General features: G+C 62.6%; 23 protein-coding genes. 15 read left to right on the top strand and 8 right to left on the bottom strand.

The window, feature by feature from the left end:
* Nucleotides 1–267 precede the first annotated feature (267 nt).
* The 8 genes from NKF27_RS05750 (at nucleotide 268) to NKF27_RS05715 (ending at nucleotide 9053) form a co-directional block, all read left to right on the top strand.
* Nucleotides 268–1818 (top strand): tripartite tricarboxylate transporter permease, encoded by a 1551-nt coding sequence (locus tag NKF27_RS05750; protein ID WP_045991933.1) that lies wholly within the window; start codon nucleotides 268–270, stop codon nucleotides 1816–1818.
* On the top strand, nucleotides 1805–2251 hold the full coding sequence (locus tag NKF27_RS05745; protein ID WP_045991932.1) for a tripartite tricarboxylate transporter TctB family protein: 447 nt from the start codon (nucleotides 1805–1807) through the stop codon (nucleotides 2249–2251). Before NKF27_RS05750 ends, NKF27_RS05745 begins: the two co-directional genes overlap by 14 nt.
* 13 nt (nucleotides 2252–2264) lie before the next feature.
* Nucleotides 2265–3242, top strand: a complete 978-nt coding sequence (locus NKF27_RS05740) for a tripartite tricarboxylate transporter substrate binding protein (protein WP_108131554.1) — start codon at nucleotides 2265–2267, stop codon at nucleotides 3240–3242.
* Nucleotides 3243–3385: 143 nt separating this feature from the next.
* Nucleotides 3386–4828: an aldehyde dehydrogenase family protein gene (locus tag NKF27_RS05735; RefSeq protein WP_253555661.1), complete on the top strand. Its 1443-nt coding sequence runs from the start codon at nucleotides 3386–3388 to the stop codon at nucleotides 4826–4828.
* A gap of 11 nt (nucleotides 4829–4839) precedes the next feature.
* Nucleotides 4840–6378, top strand: coding sequence for an AMP-binding protein (locus NKF27_RS05730; protein WP_253555660.1), 1539 nt, complete (start codon nucleotides 4840–4842; stop codon nucleotides 6376–6378).
* A 161-nt stretch (nucleotides 6379–6539) separates the two neighbouring features.
* On the top strand, nucleotides 6540–7022 hold the full coding sequence (locus NKF27_RS05725) for a universal stress protein (RefSeq protein ID WP_045991929.1): 483 nt from the start codon (nucleotides 6540–6542) through the stop codon (nucleotides 7020–7022).
* A gap of 202 nt (nucleotides 7023–7224) precedes the next feature.
* The gene (locus NKF27_RS05720) at nucleotides 7225–8004 is read left to right on the top strand and encodes a GntR family transcriptional regulator (RefSeq protein ID WP_162197827.1); all 780 of its coding nucleotides are present in this window, start codon (nucleotides 7225–7227) and stop codon (nucleotides 8002–8004) included.
* A 227-nt stretch (nucleotides 8005–8231) separates the two neighbouring features.
* Nucleotides 8232–9053, top strand: a complete 822-nt coding sequence (locus tag NKF27_RS05715; RefSeq protein WP_045991928.1) for an IclR family transcriptional regulator — start codon at nucleotides 8232–8234, stop codon at nucleotides 9051–9053.
* Nucleotides 9054–9245: 192 nt separating this feature from the next.
* Here the strand turns inward: NKF27_RS05715 and NKF27_RS05710 are convergent, their stop codons facing one another.
* The gene (locus tag NKF27_RS05710) at nucleotides 9246–10196 is read right to left on the bottom strand and encodes a hypothetical protein (RefSeq protein ID WP_213230310.1); all 951 of its coding nucleotides are present in this window, start codon (nucleotides 10194–10196) and stop codon (nucleotides 9246–9248) included.
* Nucleotides 10197–10659: 463 nt separating this feature from the next.
* On the opposite strand from NKF27_RS05710, the gene NKF27_RS05705 reads away from it, so the two are divergent.
* Complete coding sequence (locus NKF27_RS05705; RefSeq protein ID WP_045991926.1) at nucleotides 10660–11787, top strand: aminotransferase class V-fold PLP-dependent enzyme; 1128 nt, start codon at nucleotides 10660–10662, stop codon at nucleotides 11785–11787.
* Between the two features lie 228 nt (nucleotides 11788–12015).
* Here NKF27_RS05705 and NKF27_RS05700 read toward each other — a convergent pair whose 3' ends face one another.
* The 7 genes from NKF27_RS05700 to NKF27_RS05670 form a co-directional block, all read right to left on the bottom strand.
* Nucleotides 12016–12621, bottom strand: coding sequence for a Yip1 family protein (locus NKF27_RS05700; RefSeq protein WP_083970270.1), 606 nt, complete (start codon nucleotides 12619–12621; stop codon nucleotides 12016–12018).
* A gap of 242 nt (nucleotides 12622–12863) precedes the next feature.
* A complete protein-coding gene (cyoE, locus tag NKF27_RS05695; RefSeq protein WP_239452517.1) occupies nucleotides 12864–13766 on the bottom strand; it encodes a heme o synthase in 903 nt (300 codons plus the stop codon).
* Nucleotides 13767–13777: 11 nt separating this feature from the next.
* Nucleotides 13778–14104 (bottom strand): cytochrome o ubiquinol oxidase subunit IV, encoded by a 327-nt coding sequence (gene cyoD, locus NKF27_RS05690; RefSeq protein WP_045991965.1) that lies wholly within the window; start codon nucleotides 14102–14104, stop codon nucleotides 13778–13780.
* A 1-nt stretch (nucleotide 14105) separates the two neighbouring features.
* The gene (locus NKF27_RS05685) at nucleotides 14106–14735 is read right to left on the bottom strand and encodes a cytochrome o ubiquinol oxidase subunit III (RefSeq protein ID WP_045991924.1); all 630 of its coding nucleotides are present in this window, start codon (nucleotides 14733–14735) and stop codon (nucleotides 14106–14108) included.
* A gap of 2 nt (nucleotides 14736–14737) precedes the next feature.
* On the bottom strand, nucleotides 14738–16720 hold the full coding sequence (gene cyoB / locus NKF27_RS05680; RefSeq protein ID WP_045991923.1) for a cytochrome o ubiquinol oxidase subunit I: 1983 nt from the start codon (nucleotides 16718–16720) through the stop codon (nucleotides 14738–14740).
* A 3-nt stretch (nucleotides 16721–16723) separates the two neighbouring features.
* Complete coding sequence (gene cyoA / locus NKF27_RS05675) at nucleotides 16724–17701, bottom strand: ubiquinol oxidase subunit II (RefSeq protein WP_253555659.1); 978 nt, start codon at nucleotides 17699–17701, stop codon at nucleotides 16724–16726.
* A gap of 882 nt (nucleotides 17702–18583) precedes the next feature.
* Nucleotides 18584–19348, bottom strand: a complete 765-nt coding sequence (locus NKF27_RS05670) for a DeoR/GlpR family DNA-binding transcription regulator (RefSeq protein ID WP_108131548.1) — start codon at nucleotides 19346–19348, stop codon at nucleotides 18584–18586.
* Between the two features lie 392 nt (nucleotides 19349–19740).
* On the opposite strand from NKF27_RS05670, the gene NKF27_RS05665 reads away from it, so the two are divergent.
* The 6 genes from NKF27_RS05665 to cdd all read left to right on the top strand — a co-directional run bounded on the left by NKF27_RS05665 (nucleotide 19741) and on the right by cdd (nucleotide 25652).
* Nucleotides 19741–21006, top strand: a complete 1266-nt coding sequence (locus NKF27_RS05665) for a NupC/NupG family nucleoside CNT transporter (protein WP_045991920.1) — start codon at nucleotides 19741–19743, stop codon at nucleotides 21004–21006.
* Between the two features lie 80 nt (nucleotides 21007–21086).
* Nucleotides 21087–21875 carry a deoxyribose-phosphate aldolase gene (gene deoC / locus NKF27_RS05660; protein WP_108131547.1) on the top strand — a complete coding sequence of 263 codons (789 nt, stop codon included), beginning with the start codon at nucleotides 21087–21089 and terminating at the stop codon, nucleotides 21873–21875.
* Nucleotides 21875–23215, top strand: coding sequence for a thymidine phosphorylase (gene deoA, locus NKF27_RS05655; protein ID WP_253555658.1), 1341 nt, complete (start codon nucleotides 21875–21877; stop codon nucleotides 23213–23215). The genes deoC and deoA overlap by 1 nt, the downstream gene beginning before the upstream one ends.
* On the top strand, nucleotides 23212–24468 hold the full coding sequence (locus NKF27_RS05650; protein WP_253555657.1) for a phosphopentomutase: 1257 nt from the start codon (nucleotides 23212–23214) through the stop codon (nucleotides 24466–24468). The genes deoA and NKF27_RS05650 overlap by 4 nt, the downstream gene beginning before the upstream one ends.
* A complete protein-coding gene (deoD, locus tag NKF27_RS05645) occupies nucleotides 24469–25215 on the top strand; it encodes a purine-nucleoside phosphorylase (protein ID WP_045991916.1) in 747 nt (248 codons plus the stop codon).
* Nucleotides 25212–25652, top strand: coding sequence for a cytidine deaminase (cdd, locus tag NKF27_RS05640; RefSeq protein ID WP_222569199.1), 441 nt, complete (start codon nucleotides 25212–25214; stop codon nucleotides 25650–25652). The genes deoD and cdd overlap by 4 nt, the downstream gene beginning before the upstream one ends.
* The last annotated feature ends 51 nt before the right edge of the window (nucleotides 25653–25703 follow it).

The following is a 25703-nucleotide window of genomic DNA, read 5'->3' as shown; positions in this document are numbered from 1 at the left end:
CGCATCCCGCTGAAAGGCCCGCCATTGCTGCATTGCAGCGGCATTTCGGAGGGAAAAATACGTTGACAGTCCCGCGGGAGACTTCTAGACATACAACTCATATACATCTGTTAAATGACTTGATCCAGACCCTCTACACACTCACCAACCTTGATGCGACCGCCATCAAGCCCGTGAGAGAAAGCACGCCAAAGGCAAACGCGCTTATCCCAACTGAATGACAACGACAACAGACGCCCGCCCCTGTGGCGTCACGGGAGGCTCAAGGTGGAACTACTGCATTACCTTCCGCAGGTTCTCAGCGGCTGGAACCTGCTTATCCTGATCGGCGGCACGATCGTCGGATTGATTCTGGGGGCGACGCCGGGGCTCAGTCCGACGATGGCGGTGGCGCTACTGATCCCCTTCACCTTCAAGATGGACGCTACCTCGGGGCTGATCCTGCTCGGCGTTCTGTATACCTCGACGGTCGCCGGCGGCGCGGTCAGCGCCATCCTGATCAACATCCCCGGGGCGCCCGCCAACATTGCAACGATGCTGGATGGCCACCCCATGGCCAAGGCCGGCAAGGCGACCCAGGCGCTGTACTACTGCTTTATCAGCTCCGCCGTCGGGGGCGTGCTGGGGGTCCTGGTGCTGATCTTCCTGACCCCTTACCTGGTCAATGTGGCGCTGAAGTTTGGCCCCCCGGAGCTGTTCTGGACGGCCATCCTCGGCATCACCGTCATCGGCTCTCTGGGCAGCGCCTCGGTACTCAAGGGCTTGCTCGGCGGCGCGATCGGCGTCTGGATCTCGCTGATCGGCTTCAACCCGGTGACCGGCACCGAACGCTTCGTCTTCAGCGAGCACCTGCAGGGCGGCATCACCATCATCCCGGCCCTGATCGGCCTGTTTGCGATACCCCAGGTGCTGCAGATGGTAGAGGGCGCCAAGGGTGCCAACGGCGGCGAACGCTTCGACATGGCACCCACCTCCGTGATCAAGGCGATCATCTTCAACCTGAAGAAGGTCAAGGCGCTGGTGATCGGCAGCCTGTCCGGCATCATCGTCGGCATCATTCCCGGCGCCGGTGGCCAGATTGCCGGGCTGATTGCCTACGACCAGTGCAAGAAATTCAGTCACAACAAGGACAATTTCGGCAAGGGCGAGCCGGAGGGCATCATCGCTGCAGAAAGTGCCAACAACGCCATGGTCGGGGCGTCACTGGTGCCCATGCTGTCGCTTGGCATACCGGGCAGCCCCACCGCCGCGGTGCTGCTAGGCGGCCTGTTGATTCAAGGCCTCTTTCCCGGACCAGACCTGTTCACCCAGCATGCCTCGGTCGCCTGGACCTTCATGGGAGCACTGCTGATCAGCCAGATTCTGCTGGTGGTGTGTGGGCTGTGGATCAGCGGGATCGGCAAGTACGTCATTCGGATTCCTCGCCACATCATGGCGGCGGCGGTGACCACGCTGGCCATCTTCGGCACCTACAGCGTCCAAAACAGCTTCTCCGACGTCATCATCATGATGTCCATGGGCTCCCTGATGTACTTCGGCATGCAGTACGGCTTCACCCCCGGGCCCATCGTACTCGGCATCATTCTCGGCCCTATTGCCGAAACCAACTTCCTTCAGAGTCAGATGCTGGCCCAGGCCGGCGACGGCATGCTGCGTTACATGTTCGGTGGCTGGCTCAATATCCTGTTGGTCTCGCTGTGCCTGCTGTCGGTGGCCTACAGCCTCTACGCCAGTTGGCAGGCCCGCAAGACCCGCCAGCGTGCGACGCCCGATCATCGAGTCCAGGTACATCCGGAGGCCAACCATGATGCTCACTAAACCGCGTCAGGTGGCCCTCGGCGCACTGATCATTGCACTTGGCCTGGTAGCCGCCTCCTGGGCAGGCGGGGCATACGGCTACAGCTTTCCCCGAGTGGTGTCACTGATCGTACTGACTCTGGCAGTCGTGCTGCTCGCGGTGGAAATCCTGGCCCCAGGCCAGGCCGAGGAAGGCGCGATCTCCATCCCCTGGGGCAGCATCATCCCGGCGCTTGCCATCTTTTTCCTGCTGCTGCTCGCACTACGAATTCTCGGCTTCTACGTCACCACCCTGGTGGGGTTCGTCGTCATCAGTAGCGTCTATATGCCCGGGCTTTCCTCGAGCCGAAAGATCCTTCTCAACATCGTCATCGGTACCGGCTTTCTGGCGGTGCTCTTCGGCGTATTCACTGCCCTGTTAAAGGTGCAGTTTCCCAAAGGCCTACTTCTGTAGAAGGCATAAAACAATGACTATTCACGCCACCTCAGTAAAGCGTCAAACAGCGTCAACCCTCGCGGTCTGTCTGTTGCTTGCTCCCCTCCCCAGCCTGGCGGACTTCCCGGAAAAGCCCTTGAATCTGACGGTCGCCTATTCGGCTGGTGGTGCGACAGACTTCCAGGCCAGGATCGTCACCTCGAAGGGCGATGAGTACCTCGGGCAGCCGGTCACGGTGATCAACCGCCCGGGTGCAGGCGGACAGATCGGCTGGAATCAGTTTGTCAGTACCGGCGCCACCGATGGCTACGATATTGCGGCCTATAACGTGCCGCACTTCATCGCTCAGTCGATCATGTACGACACCGATTACAGCATCGAGAACCTGCAGCCCATTGCAAACTGGGGCGCAGACCCTGCCGTACTCATCGTCGGCAAGGACAGTGAGTTCGATTCCATCGATGACGTGGTGGAGTACGCCAGAGCCAATCCTGGAAAGTTGACGGTCTCGGGCGCCGGGCTCTACGTCGGACACCATATTGCTGCCCTTCAGCTTCAGCAAAGCGCCGAGGTGACCCTGAAGTACCTTCCTACCTCAGGAGGAGTGGACGCCCTCAGGTTTGTTGTCGGTGGTCAGGTGATGGCGGGATTCAACAACTTGTCCGACGCCTTCCGCAACCAGGACCGCATCAAGATCCTCGGCATTGCCGATCTCGAAAGAAGCGAAGATTTCCTGCCGGATGTACCCACCTTTATCGAAGCGGGATACGACGTCGACGACACCAGCCTCAACCTCAGGGGGATCATGGTTCCCAGAGGGGTCGACGCGGAAACGGTCGACTACCTCTCTTCCAACTTCATCGACATGTTCCAGGACGAGGGAATCGCCGAGCAGATGAAAGAAGGCGGATCGACCCTTCGCGTCATGGAAGCGTCCGACCTCGAGGCGCTGTGGAAACAACAGCAAGCGTACCTGACTGAACTCTTCGCTCAGCTCGAGACACCGTGACCTCCGCGGATTTCAGGCCAACGGCAACGAAAGCAAGGGTAGCGACGCGTGGAACACAGGCCTCATTCCCCTGCACCTCAGGGAGCCGCCATCCATACCCTTAGCCGCCCTTGCTTACCCCATCGACACGTCGAGGTAGCAACATGGATACCAACCACAAGCATTCTTCTGACGACAATAGCGCCTACCGGCTGGTAGCCCCCATTGTCGAACGAGCCCGAGAAGCCCAGCGCCGGTTCGAGCAATACGACCAGCAGCAAGTCGATGAAGTCGTGCTGGCCGCCGCCTGGGCATTGATGGAGCCCACGCGAAACGAGGAGCTGTCACAACTCGCGGTGGCCACCACCGGGCTTGGCAAGGTTTCCGACAAGATCGCCAAGAACCACCGCAAGACCCTTGGATTGCTGGCCAACCTCGAGGGCAAGCGCACCGTGGGTATCGTCTCCGAAGACCCGAGCACAGGTATCGTCGAGATATCCCGCCCGATCGGCGTGGTCGGCGCCGTGGTGCCTTCCACCAACCCCGCGGCCACGCCCACCAACAAGACGATCAACGCACTCAAGGGTCGCAACGCCATCGTGCTGGCTCCCTCGCCCAAGGGCTACGCCGTGTGCGAACGGCTGGTGAACTACATGCAGGACGAGCTCGCCCGTATCGGAGCCCCCCGGGATCTGGTGCAACTGCTACCGGACCCGGTGACCAAGGCGAGCACCCATGCCTTGATGCAACTGGTCGACCTGATCGTCGTCACCGGCTCCCAGAACAATGTGCGCTCCGCCTATTCCAGTGGCACCCCGGCCATCGGCGTCGGGGCAGGCAATGTCCCGGTCATCATCGATGAAAGCGCCAATATCGCAGATGCCGCGCGCAAGATTCTTGCCTCCAAGACCTTCGACAATGCGACCAGCTGCAGCTCGGAGAACAGCCTGGTCATCCTCGACAGCGTTTACGACAGCATGGTCTCGGCACTGCGAGATCACGCGGCGGTACTACTGACCGAACAGGAAAAGCGGATTCTCGAAGGTCGCATGTGGACGGATGGCAACCTCAGTCGTGACGTGATCGCCCGGGATGCCGGCAGTATCGCCAGCACCGTGGGGCTCGATCGTCCGGCGTGTCTCGACGCCTCGATCCTGCTGGTGGAAGAAAGCGGCATCGGGGCGGACTACCCCTTTTCGGGCGAAAAGCTGTCACCGGTGCTGACCCTCTACCGGGCCAGAGACTTCGAGGATGCCTTTGCGATCACCAGGGAACTGCTCGAATACCAGGGCAAGGGGCACTCCTGCGGTATCCACAGCACCACCGATGAGCACATCGAGAAGCTGGGACTGGAGATGCCGGTCTGCCGGGTGATCGTCAATCAGGCCCACGCCTTCGGCAATGGTGGCAACTTCGACAACGCCCTTCCGTTTTCCTTGTCGATGGGCTGCGGTAGCTGGGGCAAGAACAGCATTTCCGACAACATGAACTACCGCCACTACCTCAACACGACCCGCATCGTGCGCACCATCGAGGCCTCTCCCCCTCTGCCCCAGGATCTGTTTTCCGGTTTTTTCGACAAGCACGGCATCGCCAATCCCTTCTAGAGGCCGGACAGATGATGACCATTCAAGACACCATCAAGCATCAGTGTGAACGCCAACCCGCCACCTATTTCCTGATCTGTCCCGACACTGGCGAGACGGTCTCGATGTCCCGACTCCAGGAGCGCGTCGAGTGGGTGCATGGCCTTCTTCAGGCGCGCGGCTGCCAGCCCGGCGACCATGTGGCCATGCTGATGGACAACGGACTGTGGACCGCCTCACTGCTGCTGGCGATCATGGCCAGCGGTCGTGTCGCGGTCTCCTTGAACGCCATCGCAGGGGATGCCCAGTTGCGCTACGTGCTGGAGCACTGTGATGCCACCACTGTCATCGTATCGCCCCACTACGAGCAGCGCCTTGATGGCCTGCTCGACGGGAGCGAGAAGGAAATTCTGGTCGCCTGTCCTCGCAACGGGCCACGGCAGCAAGAGCGTATCGCGTCTTCGCCCTTGCCCGTGATAGCGCCCGACGACAAGGCATTGTTGATGTATACCTCGGGCACAACAGGCAAGCCCAAGGGCGTCGTGCTGACCCACGCCAACCTGATCGCGGGGGGAAGGTGCACCATCGAGGCCCACTCGCTGTGCCAGAAGGATCGCGCCCTCTGCGTTCTGCCGCTTTACCATATCAACGCCCAGGTGGTCACCATCATGGCGCCACTGATCAGTGGCGGCAGTGTGGTGCTGCCGGAGAAGCTGAGTGTCTCGGCATTCTGGGACTGGCTGCTCGACAACCAGTGCACCTGGTTCAGTATCGTGCCGACGATTGTCGCCTACCTGCTGGAGCATGCCGAGAAGCCGGAGTCGAAGGACCTGCGCGAGGATCCGCGCATGCGTCAGGTGCGTTTCGGGCGATCTGCCTCTTCGGCACTGCCGGCGGAGAGCCACCGCCGTTTCGAGACCACCTTCGGTGTCAGCCTGGTGGAAACCATGGGACTGACCGAAACCGCGGCCCAGATCCTGTCCAACCCCTTGCCCCCTTTCGAATCTCGCTACGGATCCCCCGGTATCGCCTACCGCAACGAGGTCAGTGTCTTCGACTCGACAGGACAGGTACTGCCCTGCCACCAGACCGGTGAAATCGTGGTCCGCGGCGACAACGTCATGAAGGAGTACTACAAGAATCCCGAGGCCACAGCAGACACCATCGATAACGAGGGTTGGCTGCACACCGGCGACCTTGGCTATCGCGATGAGGAAGGCTTCTTCTTCATCACGGGCCGCATCAAGGAGCTGATCATCAAGGGTGGCGAGAACATCGCCCCGCGCGAGATCGATGACGCCCTGCTGGCCCATGAGGCGGTGCTGGAGGCAGCCGCCTATCCCATGGAAAACCGGCACTACGGGCAGGTCGTAGAGGCCGTCGTGGTGCTCAAGGAAGGCCATCGGGCGACCCAGCAAGAACTTCTCGACTACTGTCGCGAGGAGGTCGGTGACTACAAGGCGCCTGAACATGTTCACATCGTGAAATGGCTGCCCAGAGGGCCCTCCGGCAAGGTCCAGCGCCTCAAGATTGCAGAGATGATCGACCATCTGCATCAAGCACCGGCCTAGCCTGGCGCCCGATGCCCTGGCCTGCGCTCGCGGTACCCAGGGTCCTGCCTGATCGATGTTTCGGGCGGGCCTGGCGCCGGCGAGCCCGGCCTTGGCGTCGAAGGTGCCTCGGCCACGTCGGTTCACCGCCTGCGCCATCCAACCTTTGTGAGGATGAAGCCATGAGCTTCCAGATATCCCGGCTGCTGTATGCCACTGACCTCAGCGCCCACAGCCCCGACGTCTTCCGCAAGGCCATCGGTATCGCCGAACGCTTCGGCGCCGCGGTCCACCTGCTGCACGTCATCGAAGATCCGGCACTGTTGAAAGACAGCCTGGCCAGCCGCTATACCGCCGTTTCCCCGCTGGACAACTATCGCGAACGAGCGACCCGGCAGGCCATCGACGAAATCAAGCGCCGCCTTGAAGACTTCGGCCACTCGACGCTGGCCTCGGAAGACAGCTACCACGCCTCCCTGAAGGAGATTCACGTCCGCATTGGCAAGCCATCCCGAATCATCCTGCAGGAGGCCGACAGAATCGATGCCGATTGCATCGTCATGGGAACACAGCGCCAGTCCGGGCTGGGTCATATGGTGCTTGGCTCGGTGGCGCGCAAGATCAGTCGTCGCACCCGCCGCCCGCTGTTTCTCTTTCCGGTCTGAGGCCAGGGGTCACACGGCCGGAAAGGTGTCTGCACAGGAGCCCCGTGATAGATTGATGAAATACCACTTAAGAATGAAACGGATGAATCAAGGTGTGAAAGGGGCGAGCGCCGTCACGCTGCTGCAGGGCAGCGGCGAGTCAGACAAGCGCCTGACCCGAGCAGCCTCCCCTTCCGACCTTGCCAGCAGCGGGATCTTGCGAATGACCAGTGAAAACGAATCTGATCGCCTTGGCCTCTTCTCCCCCGAGGTGATGGTGGCACAGCCGGGGAAACCGCTGTACCGACTGCTGCAGGACCATATTCGCGGCCTGATCGAACGGGGGGACCTGGCCCCGGGCGACCTCATTCCACCCGAATGGCAGCTCGCCGACCGGCTGCAGATCAGTCAGGGAACGGTCAAGAAGGCCATCTCCAATCTGGTCTGGGAAAAACTGCTGTTCCGCCATCAGGGCAAGGGCACCTATGTCTCGCGGACCGACTTCGAGGAAACCCTGTTTCGCTTTGTCAGCTACGGGGACGCCGACGGCAAGGACGTGCGTATCCACAAGACCACCACCGATCGCGCCATCCGCCAGGCTCCCGATGACGTCTATACCCGCCTCGGCCTGAGCCAGACCAGCCCAGTCACCTATATCGAACGCCTGGGAGTGGTCGATGACGCCCCGACCCTGGTGGAGTACAGCTGGTGGCCAAGCGTACTGGTGCCGGGGCTGGAAGATTCCGAGCTTTATATTCCCGACTACTTCTATGCCTTGATCCTCGACCGATTCGGCATCCCCGTCGTCCGGGCCGACGAAACCCTGACCGCAGAAGCCGCCGATACCCACACCGCCGCCCTGCTGGACATCGCTCCCGGCACCCCGGTGGTGGTGCTCAAGCGGATGACCTACACCAGCCACGACCGTATCGTGGAAGTCCGTACCACCAAGGGTAGGGCCGACCGCTTCAGCTACCGTGCCGAAATCCGCTCGGACTTTTGACTCGGTGCAAGCTCAGACAGGGCAGCCTATGCCGGATACCCCGACAACCGGTTGGCCATGGCCGAGTCCTGGCTCATGGGTGCCTGTCCACTCACGTCCGCCGCCCGGTTCCCGACGCCGACGTGCTTCAGTCAGAGACGACAGTGATCTCGGCGAATTCCGTTTTCCGATACACATTGATTAATTTTTAGATACGTATAGGCTTGTAGTATCGAGGAGACCCCGCCATGAGCACAGCAAGCTTTGACACCCGGATCATCGAGGGCGACACCCCGGCCCAGCGCCTGCTGGCGCTGCTCGAGGTGATCGCGGAGAAGGACCAGTACTTCACCCTGCAGAGCCTGGTGGACGAGACCGGCCTGCCCAAGCCGACGCTGCACCGGATGCTGCAGCAGCTCGAGAACTCCGGCATGCTGCAGCGCGAAGCGGACAACCGCCACTACAGCAAGGGCAGCCGCCTGCGCCGGCTGGCCGAGACCCTGCTGCTCAACGACACCGTTCAGGGCGCACGTCACGGCGTGTTGGCTGAGCTGGTCCGCGAGGTCGGGGAAAGCTGCAATATCACTGCCCTGTCCGGCAGCGAGGTGCTCTATCTGGACCGCGTCGAGACGTCGGCTCCGCTGCGCTTCTATCTACACCCCGGCTCCCGGGTGCCTGCCCATTGCTCCGCCAGCGGCAAGCTCTTTCTGGCGCAGATGAGCGCCTCCCAGCGCCGTCGGCTGCTCGCCGATGCCACCCTGGAGGCCTTCACCCGAAACACGCTTACCGACATCGACGCTCTGGAAGCGGAGATCGAGCAGGTCAAGCGCGACGGCTACGCCTTCGACGACGAGGAATTCCTACCGGGGCTTCTGTGCATCGCGGTGCTGGCCCCCAACCCCACCGGGGTCTCCAACGTCGGCCTGGCGATCCAGGCACCGGTGATGCGCATGGATAAACAGCGCGCACTGGACTGCCTGCCGGCGCTGGAGCGCGCCGCCGCCGCCATCGCGCGGATCAACCAGGGCGCCCTGCCCGAGCCCATCGCAGAGTCCGAAACCTCTGCCTGACGCCCTAGCCGCAGCAACCCCGCATGGCCGGAACCCTCACCAAACCAGACGCCAAACAGCAAGGCGCCACCACCGCGACAACGGTGATGGCGCCGAGATGGTTCGACGAGTCGCTCCCTTGATCGCCGACCCTGTTGCCCTGCCCCCCCTCCTGCAACAAAAGCTGCGAGCGCTGCGCAGATGACACAGGCCTCAGTTGTAGAAGAAGCTGACGCAGCGCACGAAGCTGCTGCCTCCCGCGGTCACACAGCGATGTCGTATCCAGCGGTCTCGCTTGGATAGCCCCTCATACCGGGTCCACTGCCAGTAGCCTGAAGGCAGGTGAAAGGTATGTAGATGCTTCCAGTTGCCAAAGACATTCTTGTAGTAGTGCAGGGTGGCCGCCGGCCCATGGCAGGCAGTGGTGACACCAAGAGAGTTGCGACGCTTGTGGTCAGAGGTCCAGCGATCCCGAAAGGAATAGTGGGCCTCCGGGTCACACCACCACCAGGTGTTGCTCGGGAAGGAGACGGTCTCGCAGTTGTGGTTACGAAACAGATGATAACCATCGCCCGGGACACAGTATTGCTGGCCTGGTCCGCCTCCTGCCGAGGACCCTGCCCTGGCAGTGTCCGGCGTTATGCCCAACTCGTCCAGATCCACCTCGATGGGTTCTTCCACCCGCTCCACGGTGCGATTCTTGAACGCCTTGCGGTCGATGTCGGGATTCAGCTCGAGCAGCATCTTCGGGATGGGCACCTCCTGCGGGGCGAGCATAAGGTAGTGATCCAGCGCGGACTTGCCAACTTCGCTTGCAAAGGTTCGCGAGGTCGCACGATCGCTCACGCCCAACTCCCGCATACCTACCTGGGCCTCCTTGTCGTCGCCTCTAAGCCCGACGAATTCGACGCGGTTGCCGTTGCTGAGATCGAAACGGGCCAGCGGCATGGGCTCCGCAGGACCGCTGACCAACGGCGCCCCGTCCGGCCCCAGTCCCACCGCGGCCAGGTCATCTGGCCTGTCCAGCTCTGCCGGTTCGGCCAGTGTTTGCTGATATCGTGCCGACAGTTCCTGTGCCAATTGCGGGTTTCGCGCCAGCAGCACGTCGAGCTGCTCAGGCGTCAGTCCAGCGGCCTGACACGTACATGATGATGGTTCGTTCATGATCGACGTCCTCCACCTGGGAAGATCGTGCTCCGCCGGCCGGACCTCCCGGCGTCACCGACGGCGTTAGACGAAACACGCTGCGACGCCTTATTGGCAGCGGTCTTCTCAGCATGGTCAAAGTTTGCTTTGCCAGCCATCGGTCATGCCGCGCTGCTTCAGCTACTGAGATGACATCTACGCGAAATGGCTGATAAGTCTCATGAAAATCCTTATTGGCGGGTTAGTCCGTTTTTTACTCGAATCAGTACAAAAACACATATCACGACGGACTCGGATGTAACGACAGTCACACAAGGAAAATGACCGCGCCACGCGCGAGCCGCCGTCCTCTGGCCGCCACCGCCCTTTGACCTTATGCTGTAGAGAATAATGAGCGCCGAGCCCTAGCCGCTCGGCGCCGTCGTCGCTGACGCAGTCCGCGTCTTCGGCTTGTTCAACGCCCACTGTAAGGATGCGCCTCATGCCTGGCTTGCTCCCGGACGTCGATCCCGATGGCCTGCTGGAATACTCCGTGGTCTATACCGACCGCGCCCTGAACCATATGTCGCAGAGCTTTCAAGGCGTAATGCGCGACATCTCCACCACCTTGAAGCAGGTGTACAACGCCCACAGCGCGGTCATCGTGCCCGGGAGCGGCACCTTCGGCATGGAGGCGGTAGCCCGCCAGTTCGCCCAGAACCGCAGCGCCCTGGTCATCCGCAATGGCTGGTTCAGCTACCGCTGGCACCAGATCCTCGAGATGGGCAAGATCCCGGCCGAACTGTGCGTGGAGAAGGCCCGACGTCAGCAGGACAGCGATCCGACCTCAGCGTTCGCCCCGCCCCCCATCGAGGAAGTCGAGCAGGCCATCGAGCGACTGCAGCCGGACATCGTCTTCGCCCCCCACGTAGAAACCTCGTCCGGCATGATCCTGCCGGACGACTACATCCGTCGCGTATCCGATGCGGTGCACGCCCACGGCGGCCTGATGGTGCTGGACTGCATCGCCTCGGGCACCGTCTGGGTGGACATGCAGGACACTGGCGTCGACCTGCTGATCAGCGCCCCCCAGAAGGGCTGGAGCGGCTCACCCTGCTGCGCCATGGTGATGCTCTCGGCCCAGGCGCGAGAGATCATCAAGGAAACCACCAGCACCAGCTTCGCCGCCGATCTCAAGAAGTGGCTCGAGATCATGGAGGCCTACGAGAATGGCGGCCACGCTTACCACGCGACCATGCCCACCGACAGCCTGCGCGAGCTACGCGAGATCATGCGCGAGACCGACGCCTACGGCTTCGACAAGGTGAAACAGGAACAGTGGGCCCTGGGCCAGGGAGTGCGCAGCCTGCTGGCCGAGTACGGCTTCAAGAGCGTCGCCGCCGAGGGTTACGAGGCGCCCGGTGTGGTGGTCTGCTACCACAACGACCCGGGGCTGGTCGGCAAGTTCGCCGCAGCCGGCGTCCAGGTCGCCGCCGGGGTCCCACTGATGTGCGATGAAGGCGACGATTTCCAGACCTTCCGCATTGGCCTGTTCGGCCTGGACAAGCTGCATCAGCCCGAGCGCAGCATCGACCACCTGCGCAAGGCGCTGGACAGTATCAAGGGGTAAACGGGCTGACACCCACCAGATCGGGCCGCACAGAAAGGCCCAGATAGAAAAAGGGGCGACGCATCAGCGTCGCCCCTCTTGTCTTACCCGTGTTGTCGGACTGAACGGCCAAGTCCTGCACGCCTCGAGTTTCAGTGCTCTCGGGTCATCCCCGTCGACTTGTCACTCTTTAGCCGACCTTTAATCGACCTTTAGTCGACCTCTTGTCACCCTCCAGTCACCCTCTAGTCACCCCAGCAGCGACAGAATGATGCGCTCTCCGTAGCCCCACAGCAGGACGGTCATGCCGAGCAGGCCTTCGAGCACCAGTACCCCCACCGCAAGGGTGGTGCTGGAGACGACGAAGCCTTCCTTTTCGCTGATATCGAGAAAGGAGGGAATGCCCAGATACAGCAGGTAGGCGGTGTAACAGAGGCCGATAACGCCGGCCAGCAGGCACAGCCAGATGATCGGGTAGATCGCCACGATGCCGCTCAGGAACATCGGGGTCGCCACATAGCCGGCAAAGATGATGCACTGGCTCTGGCTGGGTGTCTTGGGAAAGCGTTTAGCCGAGTAACGGATGGTCTTGCCGACGATGTAGACCGCCGCCAGGATCACCAGATAGAAGGCGATCCCCGCCCCCAGGGCGTCTAGATAACTGAGCTTGATGGTCGTGCCGCCGCCGAGACTCCAGCCGACCTGGGTGGTACCGATGTACGAGCAGATCACCGGTATGGCGGCCAGCAACAACACGTGATGCGCGTACAGGTGCGTTATCGTCTCCCTTTCCTGCTTGATCTGCTTCCATTCGCGATTCGGGTGGGCCATCAATCCCCAGACGTGTGTCAGCATACTGACTCCCTCCTGCTACCGCTGAAGTAAGTCCCGAGACCGGCACTCGGCGCCCGCGACTCCGTTGTCCTTAACTTGCAGTATAGAAGCGATTTTTCGCTTCGCTACCAACGTTACCGTACATACTATACAAGTCCTGTACAACACTTGATCTCCAGTCACGCTTCACCCATACGACTGATAAACACAAAAAAAACCCCGCATCGGTGAAGATGCGGGGTTTCGGTTTCAGCGCCACCCGATCAGGACATCGAGGTCCACATCGGCGTGCTTGGCATCAGCGTCGCGTCCAGTGACATCATCAGGCTCAGCGCCGTGATGGTGAGGATCGAGATGCCGAATACCTGTCGCGCCCAACGCACGTTGTCGTCGGTACGGTAGCCCTTGGCCGCGATATACAGCCAGTAGACGCCCAGCACCAGGGCAACGATGAAGTAACCGGGTCCAGCGTAGCCGGCCAGACTCAGCGACAGCGTCGCACCGATAAAGGCCAGGATATAGCCCAGGATATGGTGCTTGGCCGTACCGATACCGCGAACCACCGGCAGCACCGGAATGTTGGCGGCGCGGTAATCTTCCATGCGAAAGATCGCGATCGCGTAGGAGTGCGGCATCTGCCACAGGCTGAAGATCACCAGCAGGGTCAAGGCCCCGGTATCGAAGCTGCCGGTCACCGCGCAATAGCCCACCACCGGCGGCACCGCCCCGGAGAGGCTGCCGACCAGAGTGCCGAACTCGGAATTGCGCTTCATGTAGAGGCTGTAGGCCCCCACATAGATGACGAAGCCGAAGGCCGCCAGACCCACCGTCAACGCATTGGTCCCCAGCGCCAGCAGACCGAAGCCGGCGATGCCCAGCAGGGTGGCAAACCGAAGTGTCGCCGCTTCGCTGACCCGCCCCTGCACCAGCGGGCGGTTGCGGGTGCGCTCCATCAGGGCATCGATGTCCTTGTCGATGACGTTGTTGTAGGCGCAGCCCGAGGCGATTACCAGGGCCAGACCCAACAGCGCCGACAGGAACACCACGGCATCGAACTGGCCCTGGGCGGCCAGGAAGTAGCCGCCCAGAACAGAGATCACGTTGCCGCCGATGATGCCCGGCTTGGTGATGGTGAGGTAGTCCCTGAGAGTGTCCCTGAACATCATGCGAGTCGGCGTCAGCCGATCATCATGTTGCGATGCAGGTGGTACATGATCCATAGGGAACCTCCGATGACCAGAACCAGGATCGCCACGGTGAAGACGAAGGACATGAAGTTCCAGCCTTCATCGGCCTTGGTGTTCATGTGCATGAACAGCACGAGCTGCACCAGCACCTGAGCCACCGCGGTACCGACGATCACGATCAACGTCGCGAAGGTGTCGAAGGCGCCGGTCATCACCGCCCCGAAGGGAATGACGGTCAGCACGATGGACAGGATCAGGCCGATCACATAGGACTTGACGCTGCCATGGCTGTGATGGTCGTTGGCGTGTCCGCTCATATCACAGGGCTCCCATCAGGTAGACGAAGGAGAAGACGCAGATCCAGACGATGTCCAGGAAGTGCCAGAACAGGCTCAGACACATGATGCGCGGACGCACCATATCGTCGAGACCACGCTGCTTCACCTGGATCATCATCACCAGGATCCAGATCAGACCGGCGGTCACGTGCAGACCGTGGGTACCGACCAGCAGGAAGAAGGCCGACAGGAAGCCTGAACGATCCGGACCAAAGCCCTCATGGATCAGGTGACGGAACTCATAGAGTTCCAGCGCCACGAAGGCCGCGCCCAGCAGGAAGGTGATCCCGAGCCACTTCATCACCTTGGATGCCTGATTGGCGTTCATGGCGAGCACCGCCATGCCGTAGGTGAAACTCGAGAACAGCAGCAGGAAGGTCCCGACCAGGATGAACGGGAGCTGGAAGATCTCGCCCGGGGTCGGACCATCGGCCGTGCCCCGAAGGAGCACGGCGTAGGTGGCGAACAGTGACCCGAAGATCACCAGGTCGCTCATCAGATAGACCCAGAAACCGAAGACCTTGGTGCCCGCGGCATCATGATGGTCGTGGTCGTGATCATGGTCATGCCCGTGGGCATGACCTTGCTGGTTGAGGGTGTCGGTTGCCATGGTTATGCCTGCATCTCCACACGGTTCTGGTGTTCGCGCTCGATACGCTCGACTTCCGCGGCCGGCACGTAGTAGTCGACGTCATCGTTGAAGATACGCGCGATGAAGGTGGCAAACATGCCCAGTGCGGTCACGATGGCAAGCCACCAGATATGCCACACCAGGGCGAAGCCGAAGACCGCGGAGATCAGACCGATCACCGGACCTTCCCAGGTGTACTTGGGCATGTGAATGTCCTTGTACGGTCCCTTGGACACGCCGGCCTTGCCGCCGTTGGCCTGCTTCTGGTTCCAGAAGTCGTCGATGTCCTTGATCTCGGGCAGATGCGCGAAGTTGTAGAACGGTGCGGGAGACGAGGTCGCCCACTCCAGGGTACGCGCATCCCAGGGATCGCCGGTGACGTCCTGGTTCTTCTTGCGATCACGGATACTGACGTAGAACTGGATCACGGTGCAGGCGATACCACACAGAATCAGCACGGCGCCGATCCAGGCGATGATCATCCACGGCTGCCAGGCGCCGTTGTCATAGGACTGCATGCGACGCACGGCACCGAAGAAGCTGAGAACGTACAGCGGCATGAAGGCCACGTAGAAGCCGGTCAGCCAGAACCAGAAGGAGCGCTTGCCCCACTTCTCGTCGAGGGTGAAGCCGAAGGCCTTCGGGAACCAGTAGGTCAGACCCGCCAGCATGCCGAACACCACGCCGCCGATGATGACGTTGTGGAAGTGGGCGATGACGAACAGGCTGTTGTGCAGCACGAAGTTGGCCGCCGGTACCGCCAGCATCACACCGGTCATGCCACCCAGGGTAAAGGTGATGATGAAGCCGATGGTCCACAGCACCGGAGAGGTGAACTCCAGACGACCGCGGTACATGGTGAACAGCCAGTTGAATACCTTCACCCCGGTGGGGATGGCGATGATCATCGTCATGATGCCGAAGAAGGCATTGACGTTGGCCCCGGCCCCCATGGTGAAGAAGTGGTGCAGCCAGACGATGAACGACAGGAAGGTGATGGCGATGGTCGCCCACACCATGGTGCCGTAGCCGAACAGCCGCTTGCGAGCGAAGGTCGCGATGACCTCGGAGAACACCCCGAATGCCGGCAGGATAAGGATGTACACCTCAGGATGGCCCCAGGCCCAGATGAGGTTGACGTACATCATCATGTTGCCGCCAAAATCGTTGGTGAAGAAGTGAGTCCCCAGGTAACGATCCAGCGTCAGCATCGCGATGGTCGCGGTCAGAATCGGGAAGGACGCGATGATCAGCACGTTGGCGCACAGCGACGTCCAGGTGAAGATGGGCATACGGAACAGGGTCATGCCCTTGGTGCGCATCTTCAGGATGGTGACGAAGAAGTTGATACCGGTCAGGGTCGTACCGATGCCAGATATCTGCAACGCCCATATCCAGTAATCCACCCCGACGCCGGGACTGTACTCTATCCCCGATAGTGGCGCGTAGGCCAGCCAGCCGGTCGCGGCGAACTCACCGACCACCAGCGAGACGTTGACCAGGATGACACCGGCAACGAACAGCCAGAAGCTCAAGTTGTTAAGGAAGGGGAAAGCCACGTCGCGCGCGCCGATCTGCAGCGGCACCACCAGGTTCATCAGACCGATGACCATGGGCATGGCGACAAAGAAGATCATGATCACACCGTGGGCGGTGAAGATCTGATCATAGTGGTCAGGCGGTAGATAGCCCTCGGCTCCGGCCGAGGCCATGGCCTGCTGGGTACGCATCATGATGGCGTCGGCGAAGCCACGGATCAGCATCACCAGCGCGACCAGGAAGTACATGATACCGAGCTTCTTGTGGTCGACGGAGGTGATCCACTCGCGCCACAGATAGCCCCACTTCTTGAAGTAGGTCAGGCCGCCGACCACGGCGATCCCGCCCAGGGCGATACCGATCGCCACCACCATGATGATGGGCTCCTGGATCGGAATCGAGTCTAACGTCAGTTTTCCAAACATGATTTACTCCGCTGCCTCTGCGCTCATGGACTCGCCGTGAGACTCGCTCTCGTCGCCATGGCCGCCTGCGCCGTGCCCGTTGACCACGCCGCCGTAGGTCTCGACGAACTCGGCATGCTTGCCGCCGGCCAGGAAGCTCTTGATGATGCGCTCATAGAGCGCCGGGGTGATCTCGGAGAAGTACTGGACCTCGTTGTCCTCGCTTGGCGTGGCGAGATCGTAGTACTCCTCGGGGAAGGTCAGCGTATCGGACGAGGAACGCACCATCTCCACCCACTCTTCGAAGTCCTCGACGGAACCCACGTGGGCGTCGAAGGTCATCTCGGAGAAGCCTGCACCGCTGTAGTTGGTGGAGCGGCCCGGATAGACGCCCTGCTCTTCGGCGATCAGGTGAACGTCGTTATCCATGCCGGCCATGGCGTAGATCTGGCTACCCAGGCGCGGAATGAAGAAAGAGTTCATCACCGAACCGGAGCTCACCCGGAAGCGCACCGGAGTGTCCTCGGGGAAGGCCAGTTCGTTGACCGTGGCGATGCCCTGCTCCGGGTAGATGAACAGCCACTTCCAGTCCAGCGATACGGCCTGGATTTCCATGGGCTCGTTCTGTCCTTCCTTGGCCTCGAGACTGCGGTGCGGGTCGAGACTGTGGGAGGTGTACCAGGTCAACAGCGCCAGGAAGACGATGATGACGCAGGGAATGAACCAGACGATGGCCTCGATCTTGGTCGAATGGGCCCAGTCGGGTGAATAGGTGGCATCGGTGTTGCCACGGCGATAGCGCCAGGCAAACCACAGGGTGAGCACGATGACCGGCACCACCACGATCTGCATCAGACCGAAGGCGGTGAGGATCAAGGTACGCTGCTCACGGCCGATCTCCCCCTTGGGGTCGAGCAGCGCCGATTCGCAGCCCGCCAGCAACAGGGGCAGCGCCAGCATCAGCACAACGCTGAGCACGCGCAGGTACGACTTTCTTCTCATGTAGCAACCTCGTCAGGGCTTGGAGGCGGAATACCAGAGATTACGAGCTCAGGCTCGCGCGATGTGCAGGGGCCGCTGAGGTGGAACATTGCATGCACCTTTGGCAAAAGTTGCATGAAATGTGCCGAACCACGGACTAGACCCGCAAAATTTCGCATCCCCTACCCTGCCTCGGTACCACGACAAGACGTCGTCACCTGAACAAAAGAAGTAGATGGAATGCGACCGGGGCGTATTGTCGACAGAGCGACCAGACTTGAGAAGCGACGATTTGCCGCAGGGGTGTCGCACCTTTCCTTGATCTGTCGCACCCAGACGTCGCAACAGTGCACAAATGGCCAATTGCCTGGGCTAGCAGAACCTGCCCTGCGACCCAACACCACACCCAGCAAGCACCACCAGGAACCGTATCAGCGAGGCCGGACCCCACCCCCATGGGAAAGGCGATCTGATGGAAAAGAACGATATCCGTCGCCACGCTATCGTCTGACGTTATTTCCCCCGACGCCATCGCCCCAACGCCCCAACGCCAGGACGAAAGCGATGACGATGCCGAGAGGGCCAAACCGTGAAGTGTCAGATAAGGAAGGGACAGATAAGGGAGGATCGATAAGGAAGGGCCGGCTCACCAAGGGCCTGGTCATGAAAGAGCGAATCGGCGACGAGGGCCAGATCAGCAAGGAGGCCAAGGGAAGGCTCGAGCAGAAGGGACAGACCACAACGAGAGGCGCAACCGTGCGCCCAGGGGACCACTATCGAGAAAGGCCGTCAGAGACTGAAAGGCCAATGATCCGCAAGACAAGAAGTCACAAGACAAGGATCCACAAGCCAAGAATCCGAAAGACAAGGATCCACGCTGGGCAAGAAACCGAAACCGGGGAATCAGGGATGAACCAGCCGAGACGCCACTTCCGGCGTGCGTGACAGGCCTGCGGCACCCTCGCCGTGGGTGATGATGACATCGGCGTCGATCAGGGCGCCAAAGAAGGCGGGGCGCAGCACGCCCCACTTGCTGTCGTCGAATACCAGGATCCGCTGGGCGGCGGTTTCGATGGCGGCCTGCTTGGGCGCCACTTCATGAAAGTGAAAGCAGCTCAGGCCCCGTGCGGCATGCACCCCGGCGGCGGAGAGAAAGGCGCGATTGATGCCGAGTCCCCGGACCTGGCGGGCAATATCTTCGCCGTCGAAGGACTGGGAGACGCCCTGATAGACGCCGCCCAGCAGGATCAGTCGGATGCCATCGAAATGGCTGACCGCATTGGCCACGTTCAGGGCGTAGGTCACCACCGTCAGGTCTCGTCGGCTGGCAAGTTCTGCGATCATCGGCACCAGGGTGGTGCCGCAATCGATAAACAGGGTATCGCCGTCTTCCACGTAGCCACTGGCGCGGCGACACAGACGCGCCTTGATATCGGCGCCGCGATCCTGTTGAGTTTCCAGGTCGTAGACTGGCGTGAAGTGGGGGTCGTCGCGGCGAACCAGATGCCCGCCCATCAGCATCAGAGGGCTGTCCTTGGTGGACACGTCGCGCCTCAGGGTCATCTCTGACACACCGCAGAGGATGGCGGCGTCCGCCAGCCTCAGGCTGCCGCCTCCGGCGAGCGCCTGCAAAAGGCGCTCCTGTCGCTGAATACTGCGCTGATTCATGGATTCTCCCCCGCGCCTCGACGGTCATGGCTTGCTGCCGTCGTTTTTCAATAAGCATGCCCTGAACTACCGGGTTCAGCCAGTGCCCGGGCAGGTAAGAAAACGCCACTGCACAAATGTTATTTTTCTCACATCAGGTGTTACTATACACTCATTGACGGATGGGCCCAGCCCGTGCCGGCCAATTCCGCTCGACAACAATCACTCGACACGAGCCGCCGCCATGCCCCATCACCTCTATAATTCCTGTTCTGATACCCCATTCGGCATAAGAGATTTCCGCCCCGTTCGAGGCAATTGCCCGCTATCAACGCGATGCGGGACGCCAGACCAGGCCCGAAGTGCGATGATCTATTCTTCAACGTTCATATTTTGATGAGGCGAAGGAACCTATGACACTCCTGATGAGCCTGGTCGGCATGGCCACCCTGATCGCCATCGCCGTCGCGTTCTCCTACAACCGCCGTGCCATTCGCCTGAGAACCGTGGGGGGCGCCTTCCTGATCCAGGCTGGTCTCGGGGCCTTCGTCCTTTACGTGCCCTTTGGCCAGAAGGTCCTGAAGACCGTATCGGACGCCGTCAGCCAGGTGGTGCTGTACGCCAACGACGGCATCGATTTCCTGTTCGGCGGCCTGGCCAACGCCGACAGCGTCGGCTTCGTGTTCGCGGTCAAGGTGCTGCCGGTCATCATCTTCTTCTCGTCGCTGACGGCGGTGCTCTACTACCTGGGCATCATGCAATGGGTCGTGCGGCTGCTCGGCGGCGCGCTGCAGAAGCTGCTCGGCACCTCACGCACCGAGTCGCTGTCCGCCACCGCCAATATCTTTGTCGGCCAGACCGAGGCGCCGCTGGTCGTGCGGCCCTTTATCGCCCGCATGACCGCCTCCCAGCTATTTGCGGTGATGTGCGGTGGCCTTGCCTCGGTGGCGGGCTCGGTGCTTGCCGGCTACGCCGCACTCGGCATCCCCATGGAATACCTGGTGGCCGCCTCCTTCATGGCGGCCCCCGGCGGCCTGCTGTTCGCCAAGCTGATCATGCCGGAGACCGATCCCGAGGCGGACAAGGCCGACCGCGTCTCCGAGGTCATCGAGGACGAGGACAAGCCGGCCAACGTGCTTGACGCCGCCGCCGGTGGCGCCTCGTCTGGCCTCAAGCTGGCGGCCAACGTGGGCGCCATGCTGCTGGCCTTCATCGGCTTGATCGCCCTGCTCAACGGTATCCTCGGTGGCGTCGGTGGTTGGGTCGGATTCGAGGATCTCAGCCTCGAGCTGATCCTGGGCTGGGTGTTCTCGCCGCTGGCCTTCCTGCTCGGCATTCCCTGGGAAGAGGCGACCCTGGCGGGGTCCTTCATCGGCCAGAAGCTGGTGGTCAACGAGTTCGTCGCCTTCATCAACCTGGCCCCCTATATCGACGGCGAGCAGCTCGTGGCCGCCACCGGCGAGGTGATGAGCGACCATACCGCCGCGGTGCTGTCCTTCGCGCTGTGCGGCTTCGCCAACCTGTCCTCCATCGCCATCCTGCTGGGCGGGCTCGGCAGCATTGCCCCGAGCCGTCGTCACGACATCGCCCGCTATGGCCTCAAGGCGGTACTGGCCGGCACCCTGTCCAACCTGATGTCGGCCTGCATCGCCGGCTTCTTCATGACCCTGGGCGCCTGATCCCACGTCGCGGATCCAGCGCCCGCCCTCATATCTTCGGCCGCCCGAGGCGGCGGCCTGTCCCACTCCAGGAGCCTCCCATGTCCCCCCAGTCGACCAACCCCTCCGTGATCGCTCGCCAGGCACTGTCCTTGATGGATCTGACCAGCCTCAACGATGACGATACCGACCATGTCGTCGAGGCCCTGTGCCAGCGGGCCAAGACGCCGCTGGGCCACACTGCTGCGGTGTGCATCTATCCGCAGTTCGTGGTGCCGGCGCGGCGCGCCCTCACCGCCCACAACCTCAGCGGCCAGGTCAAGATCGCCACCGTGACCAACTTCCCCCACGGCGAAGACGATGTCATGGCAGCCGCCCGCGCTACCCGCGAAGCGGTGGCTTCCGGTGCCGACGAAGTGGACGTGGTCTTCCCCTACCGCGCCTTCATGAATGGCGATGATCAGATCGGCCAGGAGCTGGTCGAGATGTGCAAGGCCGCCGCCAGCGGCCGCACCCTCAAGGTGATCCTGGAAACCGGCGAGTTGAAGGACGCCGAGTTGATCCGCCGAGCCAGCGAGCAGGCCATCGCCGGTGGTGCCGACTTCCTCAAGACGTCCACCGGCAAGGTCGCCGTCAACGCGACGCCCGAGGCCGCCCGAGTGATGCTGGAAGTCATCCGCGACGCGGACCGCCCGGTCGGCTTCAAGGCCGCCGGGGGCGTTCGCAGCGTCGAGGACGCCGCCGTCTATCTGGAGCTTGCCGCCGAGATCATGGGGGCCAACTGGGCCCGTCCCGAGACCTTCCGTTTCGGCGCCTCGGGCCTGCTCGACAACCTGCTGATGACCGCCGGTGTCGGTGTCGACGGCGGGGGCCAGTCCGGAGGCTACTGATGCTGTTGCAGGATATTCTTGCCGCCAAGCGTGACAGCCAGGCGCTGTCCAGCGAGGCCATCCGCCAATTCGTGATGGCCATCGCCGATGACAGCGCCGGTCAGGAGCAGATCGGCGCCTTCGCCATGGCCACCTATCTCAACGGCATGACGCTGGATGAGACGGTGGCGCTGACCGAGGCGACCCGGGACTCCGGCAGCGTGCTGGACTACCGACAGCTGGACCTGCCGGGGCCTATCCTCGACAAGCATTCCACCGGCGGCGTGGGCGACCCGGTATCGCTGATCCTCGGCCCCTGGCTCGCCGCCTGCGGAGCCCACGTGCCGATGATCTCCGGTCGTGGTCTGGGCCACACCGGCGGCACCCTGGACAAGCTCGAGGCCATCGCTGGCTATGACGTCACTCCTCGGCGCACCACCTTCGAGCGCCTGCTCAAGGACGTCGGTGTGGCCATCGTCGGCCAGAGCGGCGATCTGGCGCCGGCGGACAAGCGCCTCTACGCGGTGCGCGACGTCACCGCCACCGTTGCCTCGTTGCCGCTGATCGTTGCCTCGATCCTCGGCAAGAAGCTCGCCGAAAACCTCGATGCCCTGGTCATGGACGTCAAGATCGGCAACGGCGCCTTCATGGCGAACGACGACGAGACCCGAACCCTGGCAGCCACCATCGCCGACGTCGCCCGACGTGCCGGCACCCCGACCACGGCGGTGCTCAGCGACATGAACCAGACCCTGGCCGAAAGCGCCGGCAACGCCATCGAGGTACGCGAGTGCCTGGCGATAATGCGCGGTGAGCGGCGCGATTCGCGGCTGCTGACGCTGACCCGTCGGCTGGCGGTGGAAGCACTGCTGGCCGGCCGACTGGCGGCGACCAGGGAAGACGCCGAAAGCCTGCTCGAGGCACGCCTGGCCAGCGGCGACGTGGCCGAGCGCTTTGAGCGCATGGTGGCAGGTCTTGGCGGACCGACCGACCTGCTGGAAAACGCTGGCGCCCTACCCGCCCCGGCCCCGGTGATCCAGGACGTCCTGGCCGAGCATCCGGGACGGGTGGCACGCCAGGACGTCAAGGCGCTGGGCATGGCGGTGGTCGAGCTGGGCGGCGGGCGCCGCCGTGCCGGCGACGCCATCGACCATCGTGTCGGCCTGGACGCCATCGCCGCCATCGGCCAGACGGTCGACCGTCACACCCCGCTGGCGCGCATTCACGCCGCCAGCCAGGCGGACGCCGACAGACTCGCGGCGCGGGTACGTGAGGCCTTCACCCTCGGCGACGACGGCACGCCCCCGCCACTGGTGCACGAGACCTTGTGCGATCCTTCGATAACGGGAGAGACACCATGAGCCGCGCGATCGTGCTGGTGATGGATTCCTTCGGCATCGGTGCTGCCCCCGACGCCGAGCGCTTCGGCGACGCCGGCGCCGATACCCTGGGCCATATCGCCGAGGCCTGTGCCCGCGGGCAGGCCGACGACCGTGGCCGCCGCGGCCCGCTGCAACTTCCCAACCTGGACCGCCTGGGGCTCTATCACGCCCACCGCGACGCCACCGGCGCCAGCGCCGCAGGCATCCAGCTAGGCGAGGTCGACGGCGCCTACGCACACGCAATGGAGGTGTCCTCGGGCAAGGACACCCCGTCCGGGCACTGGGAAATCGCCGGGGTCCCGGTGCGCTTCGACTGGGGGTACTTCGAGGACAGGGAGCAGAGCTTTCCGCCGCTACTGCTCAGGGCATTGATCGAGGAGGCGGCGCTACCCGGTGTGCTGGGCAACTGCCACGCCTCAGGCACCGAGATCATCGCCCGTCTGGGTGAAGAACACTGCGCCAGCGGCAAGCCCATCGTCTACACCTCCGCCGACAGCGTCTTCCAGATCGCCGCCCATGAGGACAGCTTCGGCCTTGAGCGCCTGCTGTCATTGTGCGAGACCGCCCGGCGGCTGCTCGAGCCCTACAATATCGGTCGGGTGATCGCGCGCCCCTTCGTCGGTGACGACGCCGCGAGCTTCCAGCGCACCGGCAATCGTCGCGACTATAGCGTCGAGCCGCCCTCGCCCACGGTGCTGTCGAAGCTTCACGACGCCGGCGGCGAGGTCGTGGCGATCGGCAAGATCGCCGACATCTATGCCCACTGCGGCATCAGTCGTCTGATCAAGGCGTCGGGCCATGATGCTTTGATGGCGGCGACCCTGGCGGCCATGGATGAACCGGTAGCGAGCGACACCCAGCGCCTGATCATGACCAACTTCGTCGACTTCGACATGGTCTACGGCCATCGCCGCGACGTCTCCGGCTATGCGGCGGCGCTGGAAGCCTTCGACCGACAGTTGCCGGCGCTGCTCGAACGGCTGACCGACGACGATCTGCTGGTGATCACCGCCGACCACGGCTGCGACCCCACCTGGCAAGGCAGCGACCACACCCGCGAGTTCATCCCGGTACTGGCCAGTGGCGCCGGGCTTGCGGCCGGATCGCTGGGGCGTAGGCAGAGCTTCGCCGACATCGGCCAGAGCCTGGCGAGCTATTTCGGTCTTGCCCCCATGGCCGACGGTGAAAGCTTTATCGAGCGCAAACGAGCATTGGATAGACGAGGAGCTTAGATGGCTACCCCCCACATCAAGGCCGAACGTGGTGATTTCGCCGACACCGTGCTGATGCCCGGCGATCCCCTGCGCGCCAGATACATCGCCGAGACCTTTCTCGAGGATGCGCGACTGGTCAACGAGGTGCGCAACATGTACGGCTACACCGGCCGCTACAAGGGACGCGAGATCTCTGTCATGGGCCACGGCATGGGCATCCCCTCGGTATCGATCTACGCCAAGGAACTGATCACCGAATTCGGCGCCAGACGGCTGATCCGCGTGGGTTCCTGCGGCGCCGTGCGCGACGACGTCAAGGTACGTGACCTGATCATCGGCCTCGGCGGCAGCACCGACTCCGGCGTCAACCGCTCGCGCTTTCGCGGCCTCGACTTCGCCGCCATCGCCGATTTCGACCTGACCCGTGCCGCCGTGGACGCCGCCGGCGCCCAGGGCACCCCGGTCAAGGTCGGCAACATCTTCTCTGCCGACCTGTTCTATCACCCGGACCCGGCGCTGATCGACTGCCTGCGCAAGTTCGACATCGTCGGCGTCGAGATGGAGGCCGCCGGGCTCTACGGCGTCGCCGCCGAATTCGGCGCCCGCGCCCTGACCATCTGCACGGTATCGGACCATATCGTCAACGGCGACAGCCTCTCCAGCGACGAGCGCGCCACCAGCTTCGACGAGATGATGACCATCGCCCTCGAGGCCGTGCTCGAGGACGACCGCCAGCAAACCAGCCGCCAGGAGACTACCCGATGAGCGATCCAAGGACGCCAGAGACCGTCGACGCCGATATCGTCAAGGCGCTGATCGAGGTACGCGGTCGCGCCTACGTGCCCTACTCCAGCCATCCTGTAGGCGCCCTGCTGATCAGCGACTCGGGAACCCGCTACGTCGGCGCCAACGTCGAGGTCGCCCACTACAAGGGGCTGTGCGCCGAGGCCTCGGCCATCGCCGCCATGGTCACCAGCGGCGAGACCCGGCTGAAGGAGGTCTACGTCATCGGTCCCGGCGAGCACCTGTGCACCCCCTGCGGTGACTGCCGTCAGCGCCTGCGCGAGTTCTCCTCCCCCGACACCCTGATCCGGGTGGTGGACGCGGACGGCCAACTGCTCAAGCGCTACACCATGGACGAGTTGCTGCCGGACTCCTTCGGGCCGGAAAACCTGGGCAAGGACTCCGCCTTCGCCAGCTAGGCGAGCGAATTCACTTCCTCGGAGTTGTCCGCTCTGGCATTGCCGAATCGG

The sequence above is a fragment of the Halomonas sp. DN3 genome (genome assembly GCF_024137905.1).
GTDB classification, from domain to species: domain Bacteria; phylum Pseudomonadota; class Gammaproteobacteria; order Pseudomonadales; family Halomonadaceae; genus Halomonas; species Halomonas litopenaei.
The sequence above is the reverse complement of the archived record's forward strand: the minus strand, read 5'-3'. Positions and strand labels throughout refer to the sequence as shown.

Bases quoted from the DNA above. Each gene is read 5' to 3' on its own strand.
- NKF27_RS05710 (WP_213230310.1), bottom strand. From the start codon at position 10,196: ATGAACGAACCATCATCATGTACGTGTCAGGCCGCTGGACTGACGCCT.
- NKF27_RS05685 (WP_045991924.1), bottom strand. From the start codon at position 14,735: ATGGCAACCGACACCCTCAACCAGCAAGGTCATGCCCACGGGCATGAC.
- NKF27_RS05715 (WP_045991928.1), top strand. From the start codon at position 8,232: ATGAGCACAGCAAGCTTTGACACCCGGATCATCGAGGGCGACACCCCG.
- NKF27_RS05705 (WP_045991926.1), top strand. From the start codon at position 10,660: ATGCCTGGCTTGCTCCCGGACGTCGATCCCGATGGCCTGCTGGAATAC.
- NKF27_RS05665 (WP_045991920.1), top strand. From the start codon at position 19,741: ATGACACTCCTGATGAGCCTGGTCGGCATGGCCACCCTGATCGCCATC.
- NKF27_RS05740 (WP_108131554.1), top strand. From the start codon at position 2,265: ATGACTATTCACGCCACCTCAGTAAAGCGTCAAACAGCGTCAACCCTC.
- cyoA (WP_253555659.1), bottom strand. From the start codon at position 17,701: ATGAGAAGAAAGTCGTACCTGCGCGTGCTCAGCGTTGTGCTGATGCTG.
- deoA (WP_253555658.1), top strand. From the start codon at position 21,875: ATGCTGTTGCAGGATATTCTTGCCGCCAAGCGTGACAGCCAGGCGCTG.
- cyoB (WP_045991923.1), bottom strand. From the start codon at position 16,720: ATGTTTGGAAAACTGACGTTAGACTCGATTCCGATCCAGGAGCCCATC.
- NKF27_RS05700 (WP_083970270.1), bottom strand. From the start codon at position 12,621: ATGCTGACACACGTCTGGGGATTGATGGCCCACCCGAATCGCGAATGG.
- cdd (WP_222569199.1), top strand. From the start codon at position 25,212: ATGAGCGATCCAAGGACGCCAGAGACCGTCGACGCCGATATCGTCAAG.
- NKF27_RS05735 (WP_253555661.1), top strand. From the start codon at position 3,386: ATGGATACCAACCACAAGCATTCTTCTGACGACAATAGCGCCTACCGG.
- NKF27_RS05730 (WP_253555660.1), top strand. From the start codon at position 4,840: ATGATGACCATTCAAGACACCATCAAGCATCAGTGTGAACGCCAACCC.
- cyoD (WP_045991965.1), bottom strand. From the start codon at position 14,104: ATGAGCGGACACGCCAACGACCATCACAGCCATGGCAGCGTCAAGTCC.
- cyoE (WP_239452517.1), bottom strand. From the start codon at position 13,766: ATGATGTTCAGGGACACTCTCAGGGACTACCTCACCATCACCAAGCCG.
- deoD (WP_045991916.1), top strand. From the start codon at position 24,469: ATGGCTACCCCCCACATCAAGGCCGAACGTGGTGATTTCGCCGACACC.
- NKF27_RS05720 (WP_162197827.1), top strand. From the start codon at position 7,225: ATGACCAGTGAAAACGAATCTGATCGCCTTGGCCTCTTCTCCCCCGAG.
- NKF27_RS05670 (WP_108131548.1), bottom strand. From the start codon at position 19,348: ATGAATCAGCGCAGTATTCAGCGACAGGAGCGCCTTTTGCAGGCGCTC.
- NKF27_RS05725 (WP_045991929.1), top strand. From the start codon at position 6,540: ATGAGCTTCCAGATATCCCGGCTGCTGTATGCCACTGACCTCAGCGCC.
- NKF27_RS05745 (WP_045991932.1), top strand. From the start codon at position 1,805: ATGATGCTCACTAAACCGCGTCAGGTGGCCCTCGGCGCACTGATCATT.
- deoC (WP_108131547.1), top strand. From the start codon at position 21,087: ATGTCCCCCCAGTCGACCAACCCCTCCGTGATCGCTCGCCAGGCACTG.
- NKF27_RS05650 (WP_253555657.1), top strand. From the start codon at position 23,212: ATGAGCCGCGCGATCGTGCTGGTGATGGATTCCTTCGGCATCGGTGCT.